Annotated in this window: 25 protein-coding genes and 1 riboswitch; of the genes, 12 read left to right on the forward strand and 13 right to left on the reverse strand. The window is 71.8% G+C overall.

The features are described 5' to 3' along the window. Positions 1–229 precede the first annotated feature (229 nt). The 3 genes from ACWCXB_RS03895 to thrC form a co-directional block, all read right to left on the reverse strand. Positions 230–433: a cold-shock protein gene (locus tag ACWCXB_RS03895; protein WP_009339379.1), complete on the reverse strand. Its 204-nt coding sequence runs from the start codon at positions 431–433 to the stop codon at positions 230–232. 411 nt (positions 434–844) lie between these two features. Beyond that, the gene (locus tag ACWCXB_RS03900; RefSeq protein WP_450718683.1) at positions 845–1120 is read right to left on the reverse strand and encodes a MoaD/ThiS family protein; all 276 of its coding nucleotides are present in this window, start codon (positions 1118–1120) and stop codon (positions 845–847) included. Then, positions 1117–2427: a threonine synthase gene (thrC, locus tag ACWCXB_RS03905; protein ID WP_450718685.1), complete on the reverse strand. Its 1311-nt coding sequence runs from the start codon at positions 2425–2427 to the stop codon at positions 1117–1119. Before thrC ends, ACWCXB_RS03900 begins: the two co-directional genes overlap by 4 nt. Next, positions 2421–2569, reverse strand: a riboswitch (SAM riboswitch). It overlaps the preceding gene by 7 nt. A gap of 116 nt (positions 2570–2685) precedes the next feature. On the opposite strand from thrC, the gene ACWCXB_RS03910 reads away from it, so the two are divergent. From ACWCXB_RS03910 to ACWCXB_RS03920, 3 genes are all read left to right on the forward strand, one after another. Beyond that, positions 2686–3654: a glucosyl-3-phosphoglycerate synthase gene (locus ACWCXB_RS03910; RefSeq protein ID WP_450718687.1), complete on the forward strand. Its 969-nt coding sequence runs from the start codon at positions 2686–2688 to the stop codon at positions 3652–3654. 168 nt (positions 3655–3822) lie between these two features. Beyond that, positions 3823–5586 carry a DUF7927 domain-containing protein gene (locus tag ACWCXB_RS03915; protein ID WP_450718689.1) on the forward strand — a complete coding sequence of 588 codons (1764 nt, stop codon included), beginning with the start codon at positions 3823–3825 and terminating at the stop codon, positions 5584–5586. 110 nt (positions 5587–5696) lie between these two features. After that, positions 5697–7208: an alpha,alpha-trehalose-phosphate synthase (UDP-forming) gene (locus tag ACWCXB_RS03920; RefSeq protein ID WP_450718691.1), complete on the forward strand. Its 1512-nt coding sequence runs from the start codon at positions 5697–5699 to the stop codon at positions 7206–7208. Here ACWCXB_RS03920 and otsB read toward each other — a convergent pair. The 3 genes from otsB to ACWCXB_RS03935 form a co-directional block, all read right to left on the reverse strand. Further along, positions 7146–7997, reverse strand: a complete 852-nt coding sequence (gene otsB, locus ACWCXB_RS03925) for a trehalose-phosphatase (protein WP_450718693.1) — start codon at positions 7995–7997, stop codon at positions 7146–7148. The two genes, ACWCXB_RS03920 and otsB, sit on opposite strands and share 63 nt — an antisense overlap. Positions 7998–8006: 9 nt before the next feature. Beyond that, the gene (locus tag ACWCXB_RS03930; protein ID WP_450718695.1) at positions 8007–8243 is read right to left on the reverse strand and encodes a DUF3263 domain-containing protein; all 237 of its coding nucleotides are present in this window, start codon (positions 8241–8243) and stop codon (positions 8007–8009) included. Between the two features lie 144 nt (positions 8244–8387). Then, a complete protein-coding gene (locus ACWCXB_RS03935; RefSeq protein ID WP_450718697.1) occupies positions 8388–9683 on the reverse strand; it encodes an extracellular solute-binding protein in 1296 nt (431 codons plus the stop codon). Between the two features lie 118 nt (positions 9684–9801). Here ACWCXB_RS03935 and ACWCXB_RS03940 point away from each other — a divergent pair, with 118 nt between their 5' ends. From ACWCXB_RS03940 to ACWCXB_RS03950, 3 genes are all read left to right on the forward strand, one after another. After that, positions 9802–10854, forward strand: a complete 1053-nt coding sequence (locus tag ACWCXB_RS03940) for an ROK family protein (protein WP_450718699.1) — start codon at positions 9802–9804, stop codon at positions 10852–10854. Then, complete coding sequence (gene nagA / locus ACWCXB_RS03945) at positions 10854–11990, forward strand: N-acetylglucosamine-6-phosphate deacetylase (protein WP_450718701.1); 1137 nt, start codon at positions 10854–10856, stop codon at positions 11988–11990. Before ACWCXB_RS03940 ends, nagA begins: the two co-directional genes overlap by 1 nt. Before the next feature lie 136 nt (positions 11991–12126). Then, positions 12127–13053, forward strand: a complete 927-nt coding sequence (locus ACWCXB_RS03950; RefSeq protein WP_450718955.1) for a 1-phosphofructokinase family hexose kinase — start codon at positions 12127–12129, stop codon at positions 13051–13053. A gap of 97 nt (positions 13054–13150) precedes the next feature. On the opposite strand, the gene ACWCXB_RS03955 is transcribed toward ACWCXB_RS03950, so the two are convergent. Continuing rightward, positions 13151–14113, reverse strand: coding sequence for a carbohydrate-binding protein (locus ACWCXB_RS03955; protein ID WP_450718703.1), 963 nt, complete (start codon positions 14111–14113; stop codon positions 13151–13153). Positions 14114–14224: 111 nt separating this feature from the next. Beyond that, positions 14225–15943: a diguanylate cyclase CdgB gene (gene cdgB / locus ACWCXB_RS03960; RefSeq protein ID WP_450718705.1), complete on the reverse strand. Its 1719-nt coding sequence runs from the start codon at positions 15941–15943 to the stop codon at positions 14225–14227. A gap of 321 nt (positions 15944–16264) precedes the next feature. On the opposite strand from cdgB, the gene ACWCXB_RS03965 reads away from it, so the two are divergent. Then, entirely contained in the window at positions 16265–16828 is a 564-nt protein-coding gene (locus tag ACWCXB_RS03965; protein WP_450718707.1) for a flavin reductase family protein, read from the forward strand. Positions 16829–16966: 138 nt separating this feature from the next. Here the strand turns inward: ACWCXB_RS03965 and arfB are convergent, their stop codons facing one another. After that, the gene (gene arfB / locus ACWCXB_RS03970; RefSeq protein ID WP_450718709.1) at positions 16967–17401 is read right to left on the reverse strand and encodes an alternative ribosome rescue aminoacyl-tRNA hydrolase ArfB; all 435 of its coding nucleotides are present in this window, start codon (positions 17399–17401) and stop codon (positions 16967–16969) included. A gap of 135 nt (positions 17402–17536) precedes the next feature. Between arfB and ACWCXB_RS03975 the strand changes: the two genes are divergently transcribed. Together ACWCXB_RS03975 and ACWCXB_RS03980 are read left to right on the forward strand one after the other, a co-directional pair. Continuing rightward, positions 17537–18112 carry a TerD family protein gene (locus ACWCXB_RS03975; protein ID WP_385414535.1) on the forward strand — a complete coding sequence of 192 codons (576 nt, stop codon included), beginning with the start codon at positions 17537–17539 and terminating at the stop codon, positions 18110–18112. Between the two features lie 115 nt (positions 18113–18227). Further along, complete coding sequence (locus tag ACWCXB_RS03980; protein ID WP_450718711.1) at positions 18228–18740, forward strand: GNAT family N-acetyltransferase; 513 nt, start codon at positions 18228–18230, stop codon at positions 18738–18740. 30 nt (positions 18741–18770) lie between these two features. On the opposite strand, the gene ACWCXB_RS03985 is transcribed toward ACWCXB_RS03980, so the two are convergent. Together ACWCXB_RS03985 and ACWCXB_RS03990 are read right to left on the reverse strand one after the other, a co-directional pair. Continuing rightward, positions 18771–20183: a M1 family metallopeptidase gene (locus ACWCXB_RS03985; RefSeq protein ID WP_450718713.1), complete on the reverse strand. Its 1413-nt coding sequence runs from the start codon at positions 20181–20183 to the stop codon at positions 18771–18773. A 232-nt stretch (positions 20184–20415) separates the two neighbouring features. Further along, on the reverse strand, positions 20416–20982 hold the full coding sequence (locus tag ACWCXB_RS03990) for a GlcG/HbpS family heme-binding protein (RefSeq protein WP_450718715.1): 567 nt from the start codon (positions 20980–20982) through the stop codon (positions 20416–20418). Between the two features lie 275 nt (positions 20983–21257). On the opposite strand from ACWCXB_RS03990, the gene ACWCXB_RS03995 reads away from it, so the two are divergent. Next, the gene (locus ACWCXB_RS03995) at positions 21258–22403 is read left to right on the forward strand and encodes a sensor histidine kinase (RefSeq protein ID WP_450718957.1); all 1146 of its coding nucleotides are present in this window, start codon (positions 21258–21260) and stop codon (positions 22401–22403) included. After that, the gene (locus ACWCXB_RS04000) at positions 22400–23020 is read left to right on the forward strand and encodes a response regulator (protein WP_450718717.1); all 621 of its coding nucleotides are present in this window, start codon (positions 22400–22402) and stop codon (positions 23018–23020) included. The genes ACWCXB_RS03995 and ACWCXB_RS04000 overlap by 4 nt, the downstream gene beginning before the upstream one ends. Positions 23021–23111: 91 nt before the next feature. On the opposite strand, the gene ACWCXB_RS04005 is transcribed toward ACWCXB_RS04000, so the two are convergent. Continuing rightward, the gene (locus ACWCXB_RS04005) at positions 23112–23267 is read right to left on the reverse strand and encodes a hypothetical protein (protein ID WP_450718719.1); all 156 of its coding nucleotides are present in this window, start codon (positions 23265–23267) and stop codon (positions 23112–23114) included. Between the two features lie 156 nt (positions 23268–23423). Between ACWCXB_RS04005 and ACWCXB_RS04010 the strand changes: the two genes are divergently transcribed. Continuing rightward, positions 23424–23924, forward strand: coding sequence for a hypothetical protein (locus tag ACWCXB_RS04010; protein WP_450718721.1), 501 nt, complete (start codon positions 23424–23426; stop codon positions 23922–23924). A 37-nt stretch (positions 23925–23961) separates the two neighbouring features. On the opposite strand, the gene ACWCXB_RS04015 is transcribed toward ACWCXB_RS04010, so the two are convergent. Next, positions 23962–24636, reverse strand: coding sequence for a pentapeptide repeat-containing protein (locus ACWCXB_RS04015; RefSeq protein ID WP_450718723.1), 675 nt, complete (start codon positions 24634–24636; stop codon positions 23962–23964). Positions 24637–24719: the final 83 nt, after the last annotated feature.

Consider the following 24719-nt stretch of genomic DNA (forward strand, 5'->3'; position numbering starts at 1 on the left):
CAAGCCGCTCCGAAGAAGCGTCCCCGAGGGGTGGCGGTCGAACGCCGGGCGGGCGCAAGCCGCTCCGAAGAAGCGTCCCCCGAGGGGTGGCGGTCGAATGCCGGGCGGGCACAAGCGGCTCCCGGACACCCGGAGACCTGAGACCCGAAGACCGGACCCGAGCACGACTGAGGGCCCGTACCCAGTCGGGTACGAGCCCTCCGCCACGTTGCTGCAGTTGGTCGGCGCCTCAGCCGGCCAAACGGACCATGTCCGCCTGCGGCCCCTTCTGACCCTGCGAGATCTCGAACTCGACCCGCTGGCCCTCCTCCAGGGTGCGGTAACCGTCCATCTGGATCGCGCTGTAGTGGACGAAAACATCCGCACCACCGTCGACCGCGATGAAGCCGTACCCCTTCTCCGCGTTGAACCACTTGACGGTGCCCTGAGCCATGCCTAACTCCCCTATTACTGGCCCTTGCACAGGACCGCACTTCGCGGACCCGGGTCAGACCTCACCCACGAAGAGGCGTGGATGTGCGCCGGAACGCGTCGACCGCGGCTGAATGTATCTGTCCAACTGCCGTCTGCAACAGGTCAATCGGACGAGAAATCCGGGCAGGACCGAAAGGAAAGTTCCGAAGAATTCCGAGCATTCCCGGGCAAGTCGGGCCGGACAAAGCGCACTTAGTACGCATCAGGCTCGAACACTTTGGCTGTTTCTTGTCGCGCGGAGACGCATTCTCATATGCGTCTGGCACGAGCAGCGGAGGGGACTTCCCCAACTCTACCGCGCTCAACCATGCAGAATTGCCCCCTCCGCTTAGCTTGCGGAGGGGGCAATTCTGCTGACGCTGCGTGGCGATCAGCCTCCGGCGACGGCCGGAATGATCGAGACGCCCGCGCCGTCCGGCGTCGCCGTCTCCAGGCCCTGCTCGAAGCGCACGTCGTCGTCGTTGACGTACACGTTCACGAAGCGGCGCAGCTTGCCCTGGTCGTCCAGGACGCGGGCCGCGATGCCCGTGTGCTTCTTCTCCAGGTCCGCGATGACCTCGGCGAGGGTCGCGCCCTCCGCCGGGACCTCGGCCTGGCCGCCCGTGTACGTGCGGAGGATGGTGGGGATGCGGACGTTGACGCTCATGCGAGACCAGCCTCTCGGAAAGAGTCCAGGTTGGGGCTAATGACTGCGGACATACCCGTCGTGGGGGCCACCGCGTCCAGGGTCTTCAGGCCGTCACCCGTGTTGACGACCACCGTCGTGAGGGACGGGTCGATGACGCCGGTCTCGATCAGCTTCTTCGCCACGCCGAGGGTCGTCCCGCCCGCGGTCTCGGTGAAGATGCCCTCGGTGCGGGCCAGCAGCTTGATCGCGTCCACGATCTGCTCGTCGGTCACGTCCTCGACGGCACCGCCGGTGCGGCGGCAGATGTCCAGGACGTACGGGCCGTCGGCCGGGTTGCCGATCGCCAGGGACTTGGCGATGGTGTCCGGCTTCTGCGGCCGTACGACGTCGTGGCCGGCCTTGAAGGCCACGGACACCGGCGAGCAGCCCTCCGCCTGGGCGCCGAAGATCTTGTAGGGCTTGTCCTCCACGAGGCCGAGCTTGATCAGCTCCTGCAGACCCTTGTCGATCTTCGTGAGCTGGGAGCCGGAGGCGATGGGGATGACGATCTGGTCGGGGAGCTGCCAGCCGAGCTGCTCGCAGATCTCGTACGCGAGCGTCTTCGAGCCCTCGCCGTAGTACGGCCGCAGGTTGACGTTGACGAAGCCCCAGCCCTCGCCGAGCGGGTCGCCGATGAGCTCGGAGCAGAAGCGGTTGACGTCGTCGTAGTTGCCCTCGATGCCGACGAGCTCGCCGCCGTAGACCGCGGCCATGACGACCTTGCCCTGCTCCAGGTCGTGCGGGATGAACACGCAGGAGCGGAAGCCGGCGCGGGCGGCCGCGGCGCCGACCGCGCCCGCGAGGTTGCCGGTGGAGGAGCAGGAGAGCGTGGTGAAGCCGAAGGCGCGGGCGGCCTCCAGGGCCTGGGCGACGACTCGGTCCTTGAAGGAGTGCGTCGGGTTGCCGGAGTCGTCCTTGACGAAGAGCTTGCCCGGCTCGACACCCAGCTCGTGGGCGAGGTTGTCGGCCTGGACGAGCTGGGTCCAGCCCGGGTTCAGGTTCGGCTTGCTCGCCACGTCGGCGGGGACGGGCAGGAGCGGCGCATAGCGCCAGATGTTGGCGGGGCCGTTCTCGATCTGCTTGCGCAGGCCCTCGGGATCGCCGCTCGGCAGGTCGTACGCGACTTCGAGCGGCCCGAAACACAGCTCGCAGGCGAAGATCGGACCGAGCGCGAAACGCTCGCCGCATTCACGGCACGAAAGGCCGGAGGCCGGGCCCAGATCGACGGTGTCGGTGGAGGGTGCAACTGTCTGTACAGCCATGGAGGCGAGGCCCTTTCTCCTCATCTTCCTCATGGCGCATCTCGCCATGAGACGGATTTGGCACCTTCCCTAGCCGGGAGCCTCGCGCGCGATGATCGCGTCGTGGCCGGCTGGAGGGTTGCCGGGGCTTCAACGGGCCGTTTCCCTCTGCCCCTCTGGATGAGCGGTATGTGATTGTCGGCGTGACGACCCCGGCATGCGAGGGTCGTCCGCGTTGTTCAAGACTGTAACCGAACCCCCGGACGTCTGAGATGGTCGTCCGATCCGCGAGATGGAGATCAGGTGCTGGAAGAGGTGGAGCGCTGGCTGGCCCGGCGGTCCTGGTCCGTGGCAGACCGCCCGCTCGACCAGCTCGTCGCCGCGAAGCGCGGAACCACGGTCAGCGTGGTGCTGCCTGCGCTGAACGAGGAGGCGACCGTCGGCGAGATCGTCTCCGTGATCCGCCGTGAGCTGATGACGGACGCGGTGCCGCTCGTGGACGAGCTCGTGGTCGTCGACTCGGGCTCCACGGACCGTACGTCCGAGGTGGCGGCCGAGGCGGGCGCGCGGGTCGTGCACCGGGACGCGATACTCCCGCGGATACCGGCCCTGCCCGGCAAGGGCGAGGTGCTGTGGCGGTCGCTGCTGGTGACGACCGGCGACATCGTCTGTTTCGTGGACGCGGACCTGAGGGAGTTCTCCGCCGACTTCGTGTCCGGGATCGTCGGCCCGCTGCTGACCGAGCCGGACGTGCAGTTCGTGAAGGCGATGTACGACCGGCCGCTGGGAACCGCCGATCTCGATGCGCTCGCCTCCGGCAGGACGGGGCAGGGCGGCCGGGTGACGGAGCTGGTGGCCCGGCCGCTGCTGAATCTGCACTGGCCGCAGCTGGCCGGCTTCGTCCAGCCGCTGGGCGGCGAGTACGCGGCGCGGCGCTCGCTGCTGGAGCGGCTGCCGTTCCCCGTCGGGTACGGGGTGGAGCTCGGCCTCCTCGTCGACGCGCTGCACACGGTCGGGCTCGACGCGCTGGCGCAGGTGGACGTGGGCGTACGGCTGCACCGGCACCAGGACGGCCAGGCGCTGGGCCGGATGGCGGCGGCGATCTACCGTACGGCCCAACTGCGCTTGTCCCGGGGACATTTGGTGCGGCCGGCGCTGACGCAGTTCGAGCGGCGCGAGGAGGGTTTCGTCCCGCGGACGCATGCGGTGGACACGGAGGAGCGGCCGCCGATGCGAGACATCGCGGAGTATGCACGGCGCTGGGCGGCGTGAGGACGGACACCCGGGTCCTTTGAAGCCCGCCCGGCGTTCGAGGGCGGACAACCGGGTCGCCCGGACGGCACCGGGCACGGCACCCCAGGTGGCGTAATGCGGCGCGGCGCAGCGCGTCAACCGTGGGCATATTGTCTAGATTTCTGACTTATGGGCTATACGAGACTTATGGGCGCTCGGCGCCAGAATTCCAGGTCGCCCCGCCTCCTCTGGACCCTGACGGTCCTCGCCGCCGTCTCCGCCGCCGTCTCGACCGGAACGCTCGCCCCGACCGCCGTAGCCGCCGACCCCGTCGCACCCCCCTTCGAGGAGCGGTACGACGCCTCCCTGTACGGCGACTTCACGACCACCGGCAGCACGTTCGGCCAAGGATCCGGCACCGGCCGGGTCAGGATCCCTCAGGGTGCGCGGGTCGCGTACGCGCGACTGTTCTGGGGCGGGAACGCGTGCGCCCCGCTCGCCTCCGCCGCCCCCTCGCTCACGGTCGGCGGAAACGAGCCGGTCGCGGTCGGCGCCGCGCACGTCGTCCGGGACCCGCGGCCGGCGCCCGGCGGGGGCTACTACTCGGGCGAGGCCGACGTCACCGCCGCCTTCAAGGGCGTCACCGGCTCCGGCACCCCGCTGCCCGTCGCCGTCGGCGGCATCCGGGCCCCTGCCGACCGCGGCTGCTCCGCCGGCTGGTCGCTGACCGTCGTGTACGCGTACGACGGCCCGGACAAGGCCCACGCCCCCGTACGGCGCAACGTCCGCATCTACGGCGGGCACGCCGTGCAGCGTCCCGCCGCGCCCGTGACGACCGTCCCGGTGAGCGGCTTCCACCGCTCCGGCGGGCAGGTCCGGGCGGCCGTGACGGCGTACGGGGGCGCCGGGAACACCACGGGGGGCCGCTTCCTCGTCAACGGCGAAAAGGTCGCGCCGGGCGGCCGCGTGGCCGGCGTGAGGGAGTTCGACGTACCCGAGGGGGCGATCGCGCGGGGCGCCACGTCGGCGACGTTCACGTTCGAGGCGGACAGCGACACGGTGGACACGTACGTCGCTTCCGGACTCGCCCTGTCGATCCCGGTGCCCGATCTGGAGATCACCAAGACGGCGTCGACGACGTCCGTCGAGCCCGGGGACACGGTGACGTACACGGTCACGGTGAAGAACGCCGGCACCGTCGACCTGCCGGGCGTCAGGTTCACCGACGACCTGACCGACAACCTCGACGACGCCGTGTACGACGGCGACGCCGAGGCGACGGCCGGGAAGGTCGGCTACGCGGAGCCCGAGCTCTCGTACGTCGGCGACATCCCGGCCGGGCGGTCGGCGACCGTGACGTATTCGGTCACCGTCGGCGCGGCCGGCTCCGGGGACGGGTCCATGCGCAACAGCGTGGCGACGGAGTCGGTGCGGTCCAACTGCGAGGCGGGCAGCGCCGACGCGAGGTGCGTGGTGACGCCGGTGGTCGTCGTCCAGGCGACGGCGCAGGAGGAAGCGGAGGCCACGGCGGACCCGAGCGATGAGGCCGCCGACGACTCCGGCGGCAACTCGGCCGGCGTCACGGGCGGCATCACGGAAGGCATGACGGAAGGCATCACGGGCGACGAGGTCGCGGTCGCGGAGCAGGAGGACGTCACGCAGCAGGAGGAGCCCGCATCCGCGGAGGCGGGCGGAACCCCGGGCGAGGCGCCGCGGGCCCCCGATACCGCCGGGAACCCGGAGGCAGCCGGGACCCCGGAGGCGGCCGGGAATTCCGAGACTGCCGGGAATCCTGAGACTGCCGGGAACCCCGAGGTCGCCGGCACCGGCACCCACGGCAGCCTGCCCGAGATCGCCACGACCGGCGGCAACGGCGAGCGGCTGTGGCTGCTCGGCGGTGTCGCACTCTCCCTGACCGCCGCCGGGGCGATCGCGCTCGCCGCGACCCGCGGCCGGCGCCGGAACCAGTGACCGGGCGGGCGGGCGTTCCGGTGAGCGATCCGGGTGACCCTGCGGCCGGACTTCGCCAATGGAGACCGGACGCACGTTTGAGCGGATACGAGACGGGCTAGGTTCGCGACATGGTCTCCGAGCACGCTGCCTCCGAGCACGCGGCGCAGGTACTCGTCGCCTCCAACCGCGGGCCGATCACGTATGCCTTCCGCGAGGACGGCACGCTCGACGCCAGGCGCGGCGGCGGCGGACTGGTCTCCGGTCTGTCGGCGATCGGCCCCGAAGCGGACGCCCTGTGGGTGTGCGCGGCGCTCGGCGACGGCGACCGGGAGGCGGTGCGGCGCGGCGTCGGCGAGCCGGGCGTGCGAATGCTCGACATCGACCCGGCCATCCACGCGGACGCGTACAACGGCATCGCGAACTCGGTGCTGTGGTTCGTCAACCACATGCTGTACCAGACCCCGCTCGAGCCGGTCTTCGACGCGGAGTTCCGGCGGCAGTGGGTCGCGTACCGCACGTACAACCGGGCCTTCGCGGAGGTGCTGGCGGCGGAGGCGGCGCCCGGCGCGGTCGTGCTGATCCAGGACTACCACCTGGCGCTCGCGCCGGGGATGCTCCGCGAGCACCGCCCCGACCTGCGGATCGGGCACTTCTCGCACACGCCGTGGGCGCCGCCGGAGTACTTCCGGATGCTGCCCGACGACATCGCTGAGGAGCTGCTCCTCGGGATGCTGGGCGCGGACCGGCTGGGGTTCCTGACCGAGCGGTGGGCGCGGACGTTCATGCGCACCTGCCCGTCGGTGCTGGGGCCCTACGACGTCGTGCCGTCCTGGCCGAAGGACCAGGCGCCGAGCATCACGGTCCGCGGCCCCGGCCCGGCCCGCGGCAGGACGTGGATCGGGGTGCACGGGCTCGGGGCGGACGCCGAGTTCCTGCGGCGGCGCTCGCATGAGACGGACGTCGCCGAGCGGATGGTGGCGCTGCGCGAGCAGGTCGGCCCCGGGCGGAAGACGATCGTGCGGGTCGACAGGACCGAGCTGTCCAAGAACATCGTGCGCGGGCTGCTGGCGTACCGGGCGCTGCTCGACGAGCACCCCGAGTGGCGGGAGCGGGTCGTGCACCTGGCCTTCGCCTACCCGTCGCGGCAGGATCTCGCCGTCTACCGCGACTACACGGCGGAGGTCTCGCGGCTGGCCGAGGAGATCAACGCGCAGTACGGAACGCCCGGCTGGACGCCCGTCGTCCTGCACGTCAAGGACGACTTCGCACGGTCGCTGGCCGCGTACCGGATGGCGGACGTGGCGCTGGTCAACCCGATCCGGGACGGCATGAACCTCGTCGCCAAGGAGATCCCGGTCGTCACGGACACGGGCTGCGCGCTGGTGCTGTCGCGGGAGGCGGGGGCGTACGAGGAGCTCCACGAGGAGGCCATCGGGGTGAACCCGTACGACGTCACCGGCACGGCCGCCGCGCTCCACCAGGCGCTGATCATGCCGGACGGCGAGCGGGCCGAGCGCAGCAAGCGGCTGGCCGCGGCGGCGACGGCGCTGACGCCGCAGCAGTGGTTCCTGGACCAGCTACACGCGCTTCAGGCGCTCGGCGAGGGCGGCCAGGAATTCGACGACCTCGGCCGGGCCTGACAGCAGGACGTCTGCGCGCTCGGCGAGTTCGGGGACCTCGGTCCCGCTGCACAGGAGCAGTCCGGGCACCCCGTCGGAGCGGAGCTTCTCGACGGTGGCGTAGGCGGCGAGATCACCGAGGTCGTCGCCCGCGTACAGGACGGCGCCCGCCTGCTGGTCCCGTACGAACTCGGAGAGCGCGATGCCCTTGTCGACGCCCGGCGGGCGCACCTCCAGGACGAGCCGGCCCGGCTCGACGATCAGGCCGTGCCGTGCGGCCAGCTCGGCGATGGGCTCGCGCAGCGCCTCGAAGGCGGCCTGAGGGTCCTCGGCGCGGCGCGTGTGGACGGCGACCGCGCGCCCCTTCTCCTCGATCCAGGTGCCCTGCCAGGCGCCGATGGCGTCGAGGAACCCGGGCAGCTCGGCCCGTACGGCCGCGACGCCGGGGTGCGGGGCCGGCGCGTGCACCGTGCCGCTGAGCGCGTCCCAGCGCTCGGCGCCGTAGTGCCCGAGCACGACGAGGTGCTCCAGGCCCGGCACGCCGGCGAATCCGCCGTACCGCACGGCGACCCCGGCCGGGCGCCCCGTCACGACGGCGACGGATGCCACCTGCGGCGCGAGGTCGGCGAGCGCGGGGACGACGCCGGGGTGGGCGCGGGCCTGCTCGGGGTCGGGCACGATCTCCGCGAGCGTCCCGTCGAAGTCGAGCGCGACCACGGTCTCCTGCGGCCTCTCGAGAATCGCGGCGAGCCCTTCACGTCCGGCGGACGTGATCGGCTCCGGCAGTGCATGGTCCGAATGGCTGCCCATGCTCCGACCCTATCGGCGCTCGCGCCGGGCGTCCCGCACTCGCCGCAGCCGGTTGACGGTCACGGGGTCGTGCGCCAGCGCACGGGGGTCGTCCAGGAGCGCGTTCAGCACCTGGTAGTAGCGCGTCGGCGACATCCCCAGCCGCTCCCGGATCACCCGCTCCTTGGCCCCGGGCCCGGCCCAGTCGGCGCGCTCCACCCCGAGCACGGCCCGATCCCGCTCGGGCAGCTCCTCACCATCGGTCATATGAGCAACATAATGGGGTCCCGGGCACACGCTCAGCCCGTCCGCCGTTCGAGGGCGGTCACGCGGGCCCCACCCGCCGGTAACGGGCTGTCCCCCGGGAGGGAGCACGGGGCCGCCGCAGCCACCGTTGTCCGCCCTACTGCGCTATTCGGCCGACTCCGCGTCCGCCGCCTCCGCCGCGATGCGGGTCAGCACCACCGACGGGTCGCCGCCCGGGGCCACAGCCTCGCCGATGTTCTTCTTGACGCTGACGCTGACCTTGGCCCAGGACGTCTTGCCGAAGGGGTAGAGCTCGGACGTCGGCAGCGCCTCCAGGAACTCCCGGAGGTCCTTGTGGCGGTCGTCCGCCGCCATCGCCTGACTGGCGGTGACCGTCACCGGCAGAATGTCGTAGCGGTCGGAGAACGCGAGGACGTTCGTGTCGTTGTACGCGAAGTCGAGGAAGCGGCCGATCTCCTTGCGGTGACCGTTCTCCTTGAAGGCCATCATCCAGTCGGCGACGCCCATCGACGCCTTGGCCTCGCCGTCCATGCCCGGCAGCGGGACCTTGCCGACCTCGATGCCCGCCTTTTCGGCGGTCTGCATCAGTGTCGGGTGGCCGTTGAGCATGCCGACCTCGCCGCGTGTGAAGGCCGCGAAGGCCTGGGCGCGGTCCAGCTCCCCCGGGGCGACGGGGCCCGTCAGTCCCGGGGTGACAAGGTTGTCCTTCAGCCAGCGGAAGGTCCTGACGTTCGCGGCCGAGTCGATGTCGTACGCACCGCTGCCGCCGGCCATGTAGCCGCCACCGCCGCTGAGCAGCCAGATCATGGTCTCGGCCTGGGACTCCTCGGAGCCGAGCGGCAGCGCGAAGGGGTACTTCACGCCGCGTGCCTTCAGCTTCCGCGCCGCCGTGCGGATCTCCTTCCAGGTGGTCGGGGCCTCGATGCCCGCGTCCGTGAAGAGCTCCTTGTTGAAGAACAGCAGGCGCGTGCTGGCCGCGAAGGGCATGCCGTACTGGACGCGGTCCACCTGGCCCGCCTCGCTGAGCAGCGGCAGGAAGTTCGCCTGGGTGGGGACGGAGACCAGCTCTTCGGTGCGGTAGAGCTTGTCCTGCTTGACGTAGTCGGCGTAGGCCCCGATCTGCGCGACGTCGGGGGCGTCGCCGTTCGCGACCATCTCGGCGACCTTGCGGTCGACGTCCTTCCACGAGTACACGTCGACGTCGACCTTGATGCCCGCGTTCTTCGCCTCGAAGTCCCGCGCCAGGTCGTCCCAGTACGTCTGGGAGGAGTCGTCCGCACCGGTCCCGTAGTCGGCGGCGACCAGCTTGAGTGTCACGTCGCCGTCGTCGCCGTCGCCGCCGGAGTCCCCGCACCCCGCGAGCACGGCCGTCATACCGAGTGCGGCTGCGGCCGCGGTCAGACCGAAGTAGCGCCGCTGCACCGCTCGTTCCCCCACCATCTGGTTTTCCGTCACTGCGACATAGAGGTCTACACCACACGGCCACGCTTCGGCAAAACACGCGAAGCTCCGAGCAGTGGACTAGACCTTTCTTGGGTCCGCGGGCGAGACTGTACGCGTGAGACACGTCATCGCCCTCGATGTGGGCGGCACCGGGATGAAAGCCGCCCTCGTGGGGGCGGACGGGGCACTGCTCCACGAGGCGCGGCGCGCGACCGGCCGGGAGCGCGGCCCCGATGCGGTCGTCGAGACGATCCTCGGCTTCGCCGCCGAGCTACGCGCGTACGGCCGGGAGCGGTACGGCGAGAGCGCCGTCGCCGCCGGAGTCGCCGTACCCGGCATCGTCGACGCCGAGGGCGGCATCGCCGTCTATGCGGCGAACCTCGGCTGGCGTGACGTCCCGATGCGCGACCTGCTCGGCGAGCGGCTCGGCGGCGTCCCCGTCGCCCTCGGCCACGACGTCCGCACCGGCGGCCTTGCCGAGGGGCGGATCGGCGCGGGCAAGGGCGCCGACCGGTTCCTGTTCGTGCCGCTCGGCACCGGCATCGCCGGGGCCATCGGCATCGGCGGCGCCATCGAGGCCGGCGCACACGGATACGCCGGCGAGATCGGCCATGTCGTCGTCCGGCCCGGCGGGCCGGAGTGCGGCTGCGGGCAACGCGGCTGCCTGGAGACCCTCGCATCGGCATCCGCCGTGTCCCGGGCCTGGGCCACCGCGAGCGGCGACCCGGGCGCGGACGCCGCCGACTGCGCCAAAGCCGTCGAGTCCGGCGATCCGAGTGCCGCACGTGTCTGGCAGGACGCGGTCGACGCGCTCGCCGCCGGGCTGGTCACCGCGCTCACCCTGCTGGACCCCCGCACCCTGATCATCGGTGGCGGTCTCGCCGAGGCAGGAGAAACCTTGTTCACACCGCTGCGGGCAGCGGTGGAGGCACGGGTCACCTTCCAGAAGCTGCCCGCGATCGTCCCGGCCGCTCTCGGGGACACCGCCGGCTGCCTGGGCGCGGGGCTCCTCGCCTGGGACCTGCTCGATTCACGCGACTCGGCACACGCTTCACGCGACTCGGGCCCGGGTTCGGGTTCGGGTTCGGGCTCGGGTTCGGGTTCGGGCTCGGGCTCGGGCTCACCTTCACATTCAACGGACGCTCTCGACACGGAGGTAACCGCCTGATGGCCGACCGGATGGTTCTCACGGGTGCCCGCGTGGTGCTGCCCACCGGCGTCGTCGAGAACGGGCGGGTGATCGTCGACGGGACCCGGTTCACCGGGCACGCCCCCGCCGACACGCCCTCGACCGACCTCTCCGGCCACTGGCTGGTCCCCGGCTTCGTGGACATGCACAACCACGGCGGCGGCGGCGCGTCCTTCACCTCCGGAACCGTCGACGATGTCCTCACGGGCGTACGGACCCACCAGCAGCACGGCACGACCACGATGCTCGCCTCCACCGTCACCGGCGACATGGACTTCCTGACCCACCGGGCCGGGTTCCTGTCCGAGCTCGTCGAGCAGGGCGACCTCGCCGGCATCCACTTCGAGGGCCCCTTCATCTCCCCCTGCCGCAAGGGCGCGCACAGTGAGAAGCTGCTGCGCGACCCCGACCCGGCGGAGGTGCGCAAGCTGCTCGACGCGGCGCGCGGCACGGCGAAGATGGTCACCCTCGCCACCGAACTGCCGGGCGGCATCGACTCCGTACGGCTGCTCGCCGAGCACGGTGTGATCGCGGCGATCGGGCACACGGACGCGACGTACGAGCAGACGGTGGAGGCGATCGACGCGGGCGCTACCGTCGCGACCCACCTCTTCAACGCGATGCCGGCCCTCGGGCACCGCGCGCCCGGGCCGATCGCCGCGCTGCTCGAGGACGAGCGGATCACGGTCGAGCTGATCAACGACGGTACGCATCTGCATCCGGCGGCGCTGGAGCTGGCGTTCCACCGCGCGGGCGCGGGCCGGGTCGCGTTCATCACGGACGCGATGGACGCGGCGGGCTTCGGCGACGGGGTCTACCATCTCGGGCCGCTGGAGGTCGAGGTCAAGGACGGGGTCGCGCGGCTTGTGGAGGGCGGCTCGATCGCCGGGTCCACGCTCACGCTGGACACCGCGTTCCGGCGGGCGGCGACCGTCGACCGGCTGCCGGTCGAGGACATCGTGCAGGCGATCTCGGCGAATCCGGCGCGGCTGCTCGGCGTGTACGACAAGGTCGGCTCGCTCGAGCCGGGCAAGGACGCGGACCTGGTGGTGCTGGACGCGGACTTCGCGCTCAAGGGAGTGATGCGCAAGGGCGCGTGGCTGATCGAGCCGTAGGACAGCCCGGTGCGCGGGGCGGTTGGCCGACGGGGGTCTGGGCCAACCGCCTTCTTTTTGGCATGATCAGGACCCGTCCGGCCGTGGCGAGTCCATGGCAAGCACCATGAGCAGCGCATTTCCGGGGGTGTCAGAAGTGATCCTGACGGTCACGCTGAACACCGCACTCGACCTCACCTACCGGGTCCCCGCGCTCGTCCCGCACGCCTCCCACCGCGTCACCGAGGTCACCGAACGCCCCGGCGGCAAGGGCCTCAACGTCGCCCGCGTCCTCGCGGCGCTCGGCCACGAGGCGGTCGTCACCGGCTTCGCGGGCGGCCCGACGGGCGCGGTCCTGCGCGAGCTGCTGGCGCCCCTGCCGGTGCGCGACGAACTGGTTCCGGTCGCCGGGAACACGCGCCGCACGCTCGCCGTCGTCGACGGTGCGACCGGCGACACCACCCAGCTGAACGAGCCGGGACCGACCGTCACCGCCGACGAGTGGGCCGCCTTCCTCACCACGTACGAGAGGCTCCTGCGGGACGCCGCCGCGGTGGCTCTGTGCGGCAGCCTGCCGCCGGGCATCCACGTCGGCGCGTACGCCGAACTGGTGCGCCGGGCCCGGGCGGCCGGCGTCCCCGCCCTGCTGGACACCAGCGGTGAGCCGCTGCGCCGCGGCATCGCGGCCCGCCCCGACGTGGTCAAGCCGAACGCGGACGAGCTCGCCCGGCTCACCGGCTCCCGGGAGCCCCTGCGCGCCACCCATGACGCCCGCCGCCGCGGCGCCCGCACGGTGGTCTCCTCCCTCGGCCCCGACGGCATCCTCGCCGCCACCCCCGACGGCACCTGGCAGGCGACCCCACCGGCGAAGGTTCTGGGCAACCCGACGGGCGCGGGCGACTCCGCCGTCGCGGGCCTCCTGTCGGGCCTGGTGGAGTCCCTCCCCTGGCCGGACCGGCTGACCCGCGCGGTGGCCCTGGCGACGGCGACGGTCCTGGCCCCGACGGCGGGCGACTTCGACCGGGGTGCGTACGAGGACCTCCTGGCCCGGATCAACGTGACGGAGCACGCACCGGCGGCGTGACCGGCGCGGCGTGCCGGCCCCGGAAACGCCGCGTCCCGGCGCGCTGGGCGCGGCCGGGACGATGACGGAATTCTGGAGGGGATCCGCTCCCCTCGGCTCAGGCCCGCTTGACCTCGAGCCAGTCGAGGATGGCGTTGCACTGGTTGCCCGGCTCGCAGGACAGCTTGAGCTCGTTCTCGCCCTGCTTGAGGTTGACCGGAGCCCAGGTGGTCTGCCAGTTCTTCTCCAGGTTCGGGTCCGAGGAGCCGATGAAGTTCTTCAGTCCGATCGGGTTGGTGTTCGGCTTGCCGTTGACCGTCAGGGTCGCGTTGGCGTCCGTGGCGGGAATCGCGTACCGGACGTAGAGCCGGTACGTGCCCGCCTCCTCGATCGTGGCCTTCCAGGTCACCGACGAGCCGACCGCATTGAAGGTCACATACGCGCCGTCCGCGCCCTCGGCGCCCTTGACGTCCTTCGCCAGTGCGGCAGGCGGCCCGAGCTGGAGCGTCGCAGCGTCCTGCTTCGGCAGCTCGGCGGGCTTGTCCTCGCCACTGCCCTTGCTCGGGTCGTCGCTCGGCTTCACCTGGTCCGCGGGAGCGGTGCTCCGGGAGGCCTGGGGGTCCTTGTCGTCGTCGCCGCTGGTGGCGAGCGCCGCCGCGATGCCGATCACGACCACCGCGACGACCGCCACGGCACCGATGAGCAGGCCCTTGGTGTTGGGGCCGCGCCCACGGCCGCCGCCGTGGCCATGGCCCGCCGTCGGCACCTGGCGGGTGGGAGCACCGCCGGGGTACGTCTCGGGGGCCGCGTACTGGGGGGACGGCTGGTGCGCGTACTGCTGCTGGGCCTGCTGCTGGCCGTAGGCCTGCTGCTGCGGGACCTGCCCGTACTGGCGCTCGCCGACCGTTCTGACCTGGTTGTACGACGTCCTGGGCACACCGGGCTGCGCCGCGGCCGGACCGGGGTAGCCGTAGCCCCCCTGGCGGGGAGTCGTGGCGCCCGACTGCTGCCCGTCCGCGTACAGGTAGCCGAACGGATCCTCGTCCTCGGGCGTGCTCGCGCCGCTGTTCCCGGCCGTCATCCCTGGGTCACTCCTATCCATGCTCGCCAGCCGTCGCCGACCGGCCGAGCCTACCCCGTTCGAGCAAATCCAAGGACGATCCCTGATTCCCGTCCGGTTCCCCGGCGGAGGCTATCCGGCCCGGCGGTGAACCTTCGACCGGGACCGCTTCTCGATGTACATCCGCTGGTCAGCGGATTGAAGTACCTCTTCTACGGACATACCGCAGACCGCCCAGCCGATCCCGAAGCTCGCCCCGACCCGGACGGCCCGCCCGTCCACGCGGATCGGCGGGATGATCGCGTTCCGCAGGCGTACGGCCAGGTCGGCGGCGTCCGCCGCACCGAGCCCGTCGGCGAGAACGACGAATTCGTCACCTCCGAGCCGGGCGACGGTGTCCCCGTCGCGCACGCCCGTCGTGAGCCGGCGCGCGACCTCGATGAGGACGGCGTCGCCGGTGTTGTGCCCGAACCGGTCGTTGATCGACTTGAAGCCGTCCAGGTCGCAGAAGAGGACCGCGAGCCCCTTGGTGCCGTCGTCGTACTCGCCGTCCGGCGCGATGGCGTGCACATGGTGATCGAAGGGTCCGCCGGGCACGGGCGGGTCGAAGTCGAAACGGTCGGACCTGAGGCCCTGCTCGTCGGCGCCGCCGTTGTCGTACGCGGAATGCGCGGAGTGCGCGGAGTGCGCCGGGCGGACGGAGTGCGCGGGGTGTGCGGAATACGCCGCGTCCAGCGCCTCCACCGCGCTCGCCCGCTCCGACAGCTGCGGCCGCTCGCAGATCCGGGCGCTGAGGCGGGCGCGCAGCTCCGCGCTGTTGGGCAGGCCGGTCAGCGAGTCATGGCTGGCCCGGTGCGCGAGCTGCAGCTCGTGGCGCTTGCGCTCCTCGATGTCCTCGACGTGCGTCAGCAGGAAACGCGGGCCGTCGGCGGTGTCCGCGACCACGGAGTTCCGCAGCGAGACCCAGACGTACGTCCCGTCGCGGCGGCCCAGACGCAGCTCGGCCCGGCCGCCCTCGGCGGACGTGCGCAGGAGCGTGCCGATGTCCTCGGGGTGGACGAGGTCGGCGAAGGAGTACCGGCGCATCGCGGAGGCGGGCCGCCCGAGGAGGCGGCACAGGGCGTCGTTGGTGCGCAGCAGCCGGCCGTGCTGATCGCCGCCCATCTCGGCGATGGCCATGCCGCTCGGCGCGTACTCGAAGGCCTGCCGGAACGACTCCTCACTGGCGCGCAGAGCCTGCTGCTCGCGCTCCAGACGCACCAGCGCGCGTTGCATGTTTGCTCGGAGCCGGGCGTTGCTGATCGCAATCGCGGACTGCGACGCATACATCTGGAGCGCTTCCTGGCCCCAGGCGCCCGGCCGACGGCCGTTGCGGGGTTTGTCGACCGAGATCACGCCGAGGAGCTCACGTCCGCCGCCCGATGCGTACATGGGCGCGTAGAGCCGGTCCTGGGGGTGCCACTCGTCCTCGAAGCGGGGCTCGGGGCCCTCCGTGTACCACTGCGGAACATCGTCCTCCAGCAGCACCCAGCCCTCGGTGTGCGGAATGAAGCGGAGCTCGCCCCAGGCCTCGCCCATGGACAGTCTCCGCTCCCAGGAGGTGCGGGAGCCGACGCGGCCGGTGATCAGGGCCTCGGCCGCGCTGTTTCCGGCGAAGGCGGCGACGACGAGATCCCCGTCCGGGCGCACGAGATTGACGCATGCCAGCTCGTAACCCAGACCCGCGACGATGCCGTCGGCGACGGCCTGCAGCGTGTCGGCCAGGCTACGGGCCGTGTTGAGGTCCGCCACGGCCTGATGCAGCTGCCGCAGGGTCGCAAGACGGACGTACGGCTCCGACTCGGTCTCCATTGCTCGCTCTCCCCGAGACCTCGACAGCTAACGTGACTCCAGGCTTCTCATCGATCCCTTTGGTGGACTGTCCACGCCACTGAATCACAGCGCGCTGCCCACTCGGTACACAGGGTCAACAAATACCGCGCTCTGTGACTCAAGTCACATCAGGTGATGAAGGGTCAGATGGGTGACTCGGGGCCGTTCCGTCGGCTTCTTGAACGCAAATCCGGACCGGGCCGGGACCGAAGCGGGTCCGGAGTCCTAGGACCCTACGGGCCTTCGCCTGGTCCTCTCGCCCGATGCGGCGGTTGCGGGGACGAGGTTAGCGTTCCGGTTGTGCTTCAGACGACTCCCGCTCCCCGCACCGAGGCCATCCCCCATCCTGAGGGGGTGAGCAACGACGAGTTCCGTGCCGCCATGTCCCGCCTGGCGGCGGGGGTGGTGCTGGTGACGGCGCACGAGCCCGAGCTGAGCGACGACGGCCCGCGCGGCGACGACGCCGGCATGACCGCGACGGCTTTCATGTCGGTGTCGCTCGACCCGCCGCTGGTGCTCGTGAGCCTGCGCAACGGCTCACGGATGGACGACCTGCTGGCCGAGCAGCCGCTGTGGGGGGTGTCGGTGCTCTCCGAGAGTCAGCGGCACATCGCGGGCCGGTTCTCGATGAAGGGGCGGATCAGCGACCGGCTCCTCTTCGAGGACATCGCCTACACGCGCGGCGAGGTGTGCGGGGCGCCGCTGGTGGGGGGTGCGCTGGCGGTCCTGGAATGCAGCACGGAGCAGCGGATGGAGGCGGGTGACCACACGCTGGTCGTCGGCCGCGTGCTGAAGGTCGGACTGCCGAGCGGGGACGGCAGCCCGCTCATGTACTTCCGCGGCCGGTACCGCCACCTGGGCTGACGCAGCCCCCTCAACCCAGCCGTTGTGGGCAGACGTTTCCGCTGGGGGCCCGGAGCGAAGTCCCAGGGGAGGGACGGGTGGGCACAACCGCCGGTGCCGATTCGGTGAGGGCCGCCCCGGGGGGCGAAGAGCCCAAGCTCACCAATCGCGGCCGCTGCGGCCGCGTTTGGTTTCCGCTCGCTGCTTCTTCTCGCGCAGACGCCGCTCGTTGATGCCCCGGGGGATCTTCGTGGGGCGGCGCGGACGAGGCGGCGGAGCCGTCGCTTCCGCCAGGAGTGCCGTCAGGCGCACCGCCGCCGTTTCACGGTTGCGCCACTGGGAGCGGTGCTCCGACGCCCGTACGGAGATCACGCCCCCGACGAGCCGGGACGCGAGGCGCTCCAGGGCGCGGGCCTTCCAGACCGCGGGCAGCGCCTCCGTCGCCGCGAGGTCGAAGCGGAGCTCCACCTGCGAGTCGCTCGTGTTGACGTGCTGGCCGCCTGGGCCCGACGAGCGCGAGAAACGCCACATGAGCTCGGCCTCCGGGAGGGAGACGGAGCCGCGGATGAGATAGGGCCCGGACATGTGTCCCATGGTCGCGTCCGCGCACGACTCCCGTCACCCTCTTTTCGGAGGATCCCGGGGAACCGACGGTGGTCCGGGGAACCCGATGGTCCCCTGTCCGCGTTATGGAGGGTGACTGCACTCGACCAGGAAAGGGACCTCCCCATGGCTGTAAGCCTGTCCAAGGGCGGCAACGTCTCGCTCACCAAGGAGGCACCGGGCCTGACCGCCGTCACGGTGGGCCTCGGCTGGGACGTCCGTACCACCACCGGCACCGACTTCGACCTCGACGCATCGGCGATCGCGGTCAACCCCGGCGGCAAGGTCGTCTCCGACGGCCACTTCGTCTTCTTCAACAACAAGTCCACGCCGGACCAGACCATCGTCCACACGGGTGACAACCGCACGGGTGAGGGCGGCGGCGACGACGAGCAGATCAACGTCAACCTGGCGGGCCTGCCGGCCGACGTCGACAAGATCGTCTTCCCGGTCTCCATCTACGAGGCCGAGAACCGCTCCCAGAACTTCGGCCAGGTGCGCAACGCGTACATCCGCATCGTCAACCAGGCAGGCGGCGCCGAGATCGCCCGCTACGACCTGAGCGAGGACGCCGCCACCGAGACCGCGATGGTCTTCGGCGAGCTGTACCGCAACGGCGCGGAGTGGAAGTTCCGCGCCGTCGGCCAGGGTTACGCCTCGGGCCTGGTCGGCATCGCCCAGGACTTCGGTGTGAACGTCTGACGGAGGTCCGTTCCTGTACGGACCGAGGGCCCCGGCCGCCGTCCCGGCCGGGGTCTCGGCGTATCCGCAGGGGGAAGACGGGCCCTTCGGCCGGACAAGGCCTAGCCTGCGAGGCGTGATCCTCGAAACGCCGGCACTGAAGGAGCCGGGCGCCCTGCCCGGGCCCCTGCTCACCGAACTCACTGCGCTCTATGCATCGAACCGCGCGTTCCAGCAGCTCAGCGGGGACTTCCCGGACCCGGACGACATCCGGCCCGAGCAGGTCGCGGCCGCGCTCGCCGACGAGCTGGCCCAGCCTTCGGCGCAGGTGCTGCTGGCCCGCTCGGAGGGGCGGCTGATCGGCATCGCGGTGACCCTGGCGCACCACCCGGACCCGGCCGACCCCGACCCCTGGATCGGCCTGCTGATGGTGCACGGCCGGCACCACGGGGCCGGTTACGGACGAACGTTGGCGGGGCTGGTCGAGGAGCGGTTCCGGGCCGCGGGGCGGTCGGCCGTGCGGCTGGCCGTACTGGAGAACAATCCGAAGGCGCTCGCCTTCTGGACGGCGCTCGGGTACGAGGAGATCGACCGCCGCAGGGACGCGCAGGCAGGGCGCCCCTGCCTCGTGATGCGCAAGCCGCTCTAGGCACCGGCTCTAAGGCTTCAGGCACCGGCTCTAAGGCTTCGCGGGCTTGCCCTCGCCGTACAGCCAGACGTCCCACAGCTCGGTGAGATCCTCGCCCGACTCCTCCTCGACGTAGGTGATGAAGTCGTCGGTGGAGACGTTGCCGTGACGGTGCGTCTGCGCCCAGCCCTCCATGACGGCGAAGAACGTGTCGTCGCCGACGGCCTGGCGGATCTTGTGGAGCACCATCGCGCCCCGGTCGTACACCGGCGGCCCGGAGATGTCCTCGGCGCTCGGCTGCTCGGCGGGCGGGAAGGCCCAGTTCGCCTCGGTGTCGAAGGCCGTCTCGAAGCTCTCCTGGACGGGGATGTCCTCGAAGTCCTCGAAGTACAGCCACTCCGCGTATGTCGCGAAGCCCTCGTTGAGCCACATGTCCTGCCAGGTCTTCGGCGTGACCGAGTCGCCGTACCACTGGTGGGCGAGCTCGTGGACGAGGGTCGGGGCGTTGAAGGAGGTCTCCGGGAGGACGGGCCGGTTCTGGGTCTCCAGGGCGTAACCGACGTCCCCCGCGCGCTCGACGATCGCGCCGGTGGAGGTGAAGGGGTAGGGGCCGAAGTAGTCCTTCGCCCAGTCCATGAACTCGGGGATCCGGGCCAGCAGCTTCTCGCTGCGCGCGGCGACGGTCGTGTCGGCGGCGGTGTACACGGGCACGCCCCGGCCGTCCGCCGGGCCGGACGTCTTGATGCGGTACGCGCCGATGGCGACGGTGGCGACGTAACTCGCCATCGGCTGCGCGGCGTGCCACGAGAAGGTCGTGCGCCCGCCGTCGGCGGTGGGCCGCTGGGAGCGCAGCTCCCCGTTGGCGACGGCGGCGAGGCCCTTGGGGACGGTGACGCTGATGTCGTACGTCGCCTTGTCGCCGGGGTGGTGGTTGCCCGGGAACCACGCCATCGAGCCCGCAGGCTCGCCGAGCGCGAGCGCGCCGTCGGCGGTCCGCAGCCAGCCCTCCTCGGAGCGGTCGGCGTCCGTGATGGTGCGCGGGGAGCCGGAGTAGCGGACGACGGTGCGGAAGGTACTGCCCTTTTCGAGGTCGTCGCGCGGGCGCAGGGTCAGCTCGTCGCCCGCGCGGTTGACGGCGGCGGGGGCGCCGTCGACGGTCGCGCTGTGGACGGTCAGGCCGTGGAGGTCGAGGTTGAAGGCGCTGAGGTTCTGGGTGGCGCGGGCGGTGATCTCGGCGGTACCGGTGAGGTTGCCCGTCTTCGGGGCGTAGTCGAGCGTGAGGGCGTAGTGCCGTACGTCGTAGCCGCCGTTGCCGAGCTTGGGGAAGTACGGGTCGCGCAGACCGGCGGCGCCGGGGGTGCCCTGGGCTCCCGTGACTGCATCGGCCGTGCAGCCCGCGCCCGCGAGGAGGGTCAGGAGGGCTGCGGCCGGCGCCAGGGCGCGGCGGAGGGATCGCTGGTCCACGCCAATGATCCTATGCGCGGAATGTCCGCTTCCTGGGCTGGGTCGAGGTGATGTACGAGACAGCCGGTGGTACCCGGGGGAAGACGGAACCCCCCGGCACCACGGCATCACCGGCACCCGGCACCTGGCACCCGGCACCACGCGCACTCGGCACCACCGGCACCCCGTACCGCTGGTGCCGCTGGTGCCGCTGGTGCCGCTGGTGCCGGCCCGGCTCCTGCTCGCGCTCCTGCTACTCGCCGAGCGCGGCAACGCCCGCCTGCGCGAACTTCTCGTCGAGGTCCCCGCTCGGAGCACCCGCGACACCGATGCCCGCGACGGGCGCGCCCTTCGCCTGCACCGGGGCGCCGCCCGCGAGGAACAGCGTGCCCGGGATGTCCTTCAGGTTCGGGGCCTGCTGGAGCCGCTTGGCCAGCTCCGAGGTCGGCGCATTCCAGGAGACCGCGGTGAACGCCTTGCGCTGCGCCGACTCGTACGACTGCGGCCCCGCGCCGTCGCCGCGGAGGGTGACGATGGTGTTGCCGTTGCGGTCGACGACGGCGACCGTCACGCGCTGGTTCTCGTCCTGCGCCGCCTGCAGCGCGGCCTGGGCCGCCTTGGTCGCCGCCTCGACGGTCAGGTGGCTGGTCCGGTGCAGATTGCGGTTCGCGGTGTCGGCCTCGACCGTGGTGGGCGCGGCGGCGGCCGGGGCGGAGGCGTTCGCGGAGACCGCGCCGATGGTGCCGGCTCCCAGCGCGGCGGCGACGGCGGCGCCGGCCAGGACACGGGCACGCAGCGACATCTTCTTCCTGGGATTCATGGGACAACTCCTCGATAGGCGCCGGGACTCGGCAGTGACTCGCTCTGCCGTCGATCCTCGGGCCGCCACCGGTCCCGTACGGTCCACGGAGCGGATGCCTCCGGCGCGCATGATGGATGACGGGGGTGTCAGCCGATCGGTTGATGCGCCCGTGGTCCCGCCGGGTCACCATGGGGACATCTGTGCAGGTCAGCGAGGAGTGGTGGACGGTGGAGCGGCGGTACGAGCAGGACCACGACGCCCGCGACCCCGATGCCCGCCGACTCGCCCCCGTCATGCACGCCGCGTTCTTCCTGCTCCTCGGCGCCTCGCTCGTGCGCTATCTGCTGCGGCACCCCTGGGAGGGCCGCTCCCCGTGGATCATCGGCCTGTCGGCCGCGCTCGCCGCCCTGTACGTACTCGGCCCGGCCCTCGGCTCCCGCGGCACACCCCGCCTGCCGGCCTGGCTCGGCACGGTCGTCGCCGTCTGGATGGTGCTCGTGGTCCTCGCGCCCAGCTTCGCCTGGTGCGCGGTGCCGCTCTTCTACACCGGCCTGCGCACGCTCCCGCCGCGTGCCGCGCTCGTCCTGGTCGCGCTGCTCACGGCCTTCGTCGTGGCCGCTCAGCTCAAGCTCTCGTCCGGCGGCTTCGACCCGAACCTGGTGATCGCACCGCCCGCCGTCGCGGCGATCGCGACCGCCGTCTTCATCCAGGCGGAGCGCCTCGCCGCCCGCCAGCGGGCACTGATCGACGACCTGATCAGGACCCGGCGCGAACTTGCCGCCACCGAGCGCCGCGAGGGCACCCTTGCCGAGCGCCAGCGGCTGTCCATGGAGATCCACGACACCCTCGCGCAGAACCTGTCCAGCCAGCAGATGCTGCTGCAGGCCGCGGACCGCATCTGGGACGCGGATCCGGCGACCGCGCGCCGCCATGTCCGTACGGCGGAGTCGATCGCGGAGCGCAGCCTCGCCGAGGCCCGCCGTTTCGTCCACGACCTGGCGCCGGCCGATCTGGCGGAGGGCGGCGGCCTGGAGCAGGCGCTGCGCGCCCTCGCCGCGCGCGAGTCCGCAGGCTTCCAGGTCGACGGCACACCGGTCCCGCTGCCCGACCGGGTGCAGTCGGCGCTGCTGCGCATCGCCCAGGGTGCCCTGGCCAACGTCCGTGAGCATGCCGGAGCCACTTCCGCCGCCCTGACGCTGACCTACCTCGACGACCGGATCGTGCTGGACATCACGGACGACGGCCGCGGCTTCGCACCGGGTGAGGCGCCGCCGGGCGTCCAGGGCGTCCGGGGCGTTCGGGGCGTTCGGGGCGTTCGGGGCCACGGCCTGCCCGCGATGCGGGCGCGGGTCCGGCAGCTGGGCGGCACCCTGACGGTCGAGTCCGCGCCCGGCGAGGGCACGGTGCTCTCGGCCGCGATCCCGCTGGAGACGCCATGACCGTACGGATCCTGCTCTGTGACGACCATGCCGTCGTACGCGCGGGGCTCCTCGCCCTCCTCGGCAGCGAGCCGGGCATCGAGGTCGTCGGCGAGGCGGGCAGCGGCGAGGAGGCGGTCGCGATGGCCGCCAAGCTGAGGCCGGACGTCGTGCTGATGGACCTCCAGCTGGGGCCCGGCATCGACGGGGTCGAGGCCACGCGCCGGATCGCCTCTCCCGACGTGCATGTGCTCGTCCTGACGACGTACGACACGGACGCCGACATCACCCGTGCCATCGAGGCGGGCGCGACCGGCTATCTGCTGAAGGCCGAGCGACCGGAGGAGCTGTTCGCGGCGATCCACTCCGCCGCCCAGGGCCGCACCACCCTCTCCCCGCCGGTCGCGAGTCGCGTCATGGACCGGATGCGGGGTGCGGCCCGCCCGGCCCTGACGGACCGCGAGCTGGACATCCTGGGGCAGCTCGCGCGCGGACTCGGCAACCGGGAGATCGCTCGGGCGCTGTTCATCAGCGAGGCGACGGTGAAGACCCATCTGGGCCGGATCTACGCCAAGTTGGGCGTCGACACACGGGCGGGCGCGGTGGCGGTGGCGAAGGAGCAGCGGCTGCTGCCGTGAGCCGGGCCGGGCACGGTCAGTGGGGCGACCGCACTGAACGCGCCGAAGGCACCCTTCACATCCATGGCCGGCACTCGCCCTCTGAGAGTCCTCAGCAGGAGCCGGAGCCGGAGCCGGAGTCGGCCCCTTCGTCCGAAGGCCCGCACGGCTGGAGCTCCTCGGGCGCAGGCGGCACAGGCTGAACCGGCTTGACCTCATCCGTCTCGTAGTCGTACTCGAACCCGTCATGAGGAACGGGCAGTGCCACGGGGGACCTCCTTCGCGCAGAGCGACGCTGCCGGCGCAGGCCTGGTCGCCGAGGCGCATCACGAGATCGTTCACTCGAACGTGCGCGCGGTAACGATTCCGCAGGCCGCAGGACCGTGCCCCCGGGCCGGGTGCACGCGCATGACACCATCGACCCGTGCTCGACATCGGCTACTCCCTCTCCCGCCGCTTCCCGGACCCCCCGCAGACCGACTACCGCCACGCGGACGTCCACGCCCTGCGGCACGACCTCTTCTGCGGGGACGTGTATCTCGCGGACACCAAGGCGGACCGCGAGGTGTCCACAGCCTGGGGATGGGTGCCGGTGCTCGACTTCGCGTGGGCGCTGTGCGACATCGTCGAGCAGCTCGACCGGGACCCGCGCGGGAGCCGGGCATCCCAGCCGCAGTACGCCGAGCTCGACTTCACCGAGTCGGCCGACCGCATGCTCTTCGAGCGGCGCTTCGGCTGGGTGGACGTCGAGGCCGACTGGATGCCCGGCGACGAACCTCCGCTCACCTTCAGCCACGCCGAGCTGCGTCGCGAGGCCCGTGACTTCCTGCACGATCTGATCGCCGACCTCACCGACATGCACGACGGCCTCGCCGACAACCCGGTCGTCTGGGACCTCCAGGCCCGCTTCCCCCGGACCCCGTAACCCCCAGCGCCCCGCAGCCCAGACCCCACAGGGGGTGTCAGCCCTCCACCCGCACCCCTATCTGCGCCGCGAACACCGGCGCCAGATCCAGCAGTTGGGCCGCGCTGATCACCGCCCCCGCCAGCCGCTCGACCCCCCGCGCGATGTCCAGCTCCGCCGCCCCCCGCAGGTCCACGTCCGTCATCCGGGCACCGCTGAAGTCCGCCCGCCGCAGCGCGCAGTCGCGGAACTCCACCCGCACCAGCTCCGCCCCGCCGAAGTCGGGCTCGGCCAGCACGCAGCCCTCGAACACCACGTCCTTCAGCTTCCCGTTCCGCAGATTCAGGTAGTCGATCTTTCCGCCCCGCACCACCACCCGCTCCAGCACCGCCCCGTGCAGCTGCACCCCGCCCATCCGCGCGTCCACGACCTCCACGTCCCGCAGCGACGCCCCGGCGAGATCCGTCCCCACACCCCGCACGGCCGTCAGCACCGAGTCGATGAACCGCGCGCCCGCCAGCGACGTCCCGTCCAGCCCGCACTCCCGCAGCGCACAGTCCAGGAACCGCGCCCCGGCCCCCTCCTGCCCCGCCAGATCAAGCCCGGCCAGCTCCAGGCCGTCGTAGTCCCCGTCCGGCTCCAGCCGCCCGTCGCCGTACGGCCGCAGCGGCGGCAGCCGCACCTCCGGCCGCCGGGCCGCCGTCACCTGCGTGTTCCTGGTCTTCCGCGCCATGACCCCCATAGTGACGCACACCACTGACAGCGCCCGGGCGCCGATGTCACGTCCGGCCCTGCCCGGAAGCCTTGACCTCAACC

This window comes from Streptomyces sp. NPDC001514 (assembly GCF_053597075.1).

What these genes read in the sequence shown, in the direction of transcription:
- ACWCXB_RS04015 (WP_450718723.1), bottom strand. Translation starts at nt 24,636, where the DNA reads ATGGCGCGGAAGACCAGGAACACGCAGGTGACGGCGGCCCGGCGGCCG.
- ACWCXB_RS03900 (WP_450718683.1), bottom strand. Translation starts at nt 1,120, where the DNA reads ATGAGCGTCAACGTCCGCATCCCCACCATCCTCCGCACGTACACGGGC.
- ACWCXB_RS03995 (WP_450718957.1), top strand. Translation starts at nt 21,258, where the DNA reads ATGCACGCCGCGTTCTTCCTGCTCCTCGGCGCCTCGCTCGTGCGCTAT.
- nagA (WP_450718701.1), top strand. Translation starts at nt 10,854, where the DNA reads ATGGCCGACCGGATGGTTCTCACGGGTGCCCGCGTGGTGCTGCCCACC.
- ACWCXB_RS03990 (WP_450718715.1), bottom strand. Translation starts at nt 20,982, where the DNA reads ATGAATCCCAGGAAGAAGATGTCGCTGCGTGCCCGTGTCCTGGCCGGC.
- ACWCXB_RS03955 (WP_450718703.1), bottom strand. Translation starts at nt 14,113, where the DNA reads ATGACGGCCGGGAACAGCGGCGCGAGCACGCCCGAGGACGAGGATCCG.
- ACWCXB_RS03935 (WP_450718697.1), bottom strand. Translation starts at nt 9,683, where the DNA reads ATGGTGGGGGAACGAGCGGTGCAGCGGCGCTACTTCGGTCTGACCGCG.
- ACWCXB_RS03930 (WP_450718695.1), bottom strand. Translation starts at nt 8,243, where the DNA reads ATGACCGATGGTGAGGAGCTGCCCGAGCGGGATCGGGCCGTGCTCGGG.
- arfB (WP_450718709.1), bottom strand. Translation starts at nt 17,401, where the DNA reads ATGGGACACATGTCCGGGCCCTATCTCATCCGCGGCTCCGTCTCCCTC.
- cdgB (WP_450718705.1), bottom strand. Translation starts at nt 15,943, where the DNA reads ATGGAGACCGAGTCGGAGCCGTACGTCCGTCTTGCGACCCTGCGGCAG.
- ACWCXB_RS04000 (WP_450718717.1), top strand. Translation starts at nt 22,400, where the DNA reads ATGACCGTACGGATCCTGCTCTGTGACGACCATGCCGTCGTACGCGCG.
- ACWCXB_RS03975 (WP_385414535.1), top strand. Translation starts at nt 17,537, where the DNA reads ATGGCTGTAAGCCTGTCCAAGGGCGGCAACGTCTCGCTCACCAAGGAG.
- ACWCXB_RS03920 (WP_450718691.1), top strand. Translation starts at nt 5,697, where the DNA reads ATGGTCTCCGAGCACGCTGCCTCCGAGCACGCGGCGCAGGTACTCGTC.
- otsB (WP_450718693.1), bottom strand. Translation starts at nt 7,997, where the DNA reads ATGGGCAGCCATTCGGACCATGCACTGCCGGAGCCGATCACGTCCGCC.
- thrC (WP_450718685.1), bottom strand. Translation starts at nt 2,427, where the DNA reads ATGAGGAGAAAGGGCCTCGCCTCCATGGCTGTACAGACAGTTGCACCC.
- ACWCXB_RS03895 (WP_009339379.1), bottom strand. Translation starts at nt 433, where the DNA reads ATGGCTCAGGGCACCGTCAAGTGGTTCAACGCGGAGAAGGGGTACGGC.
- ACWCXB_RS03915 (WP_450718689.1), top strand. Translation starts at nt 3,823, where the DNA reads ATGGGCGCTCGGCGCCAGAATTCCAGGTCGCCCCGCCTCCTCTGGACC.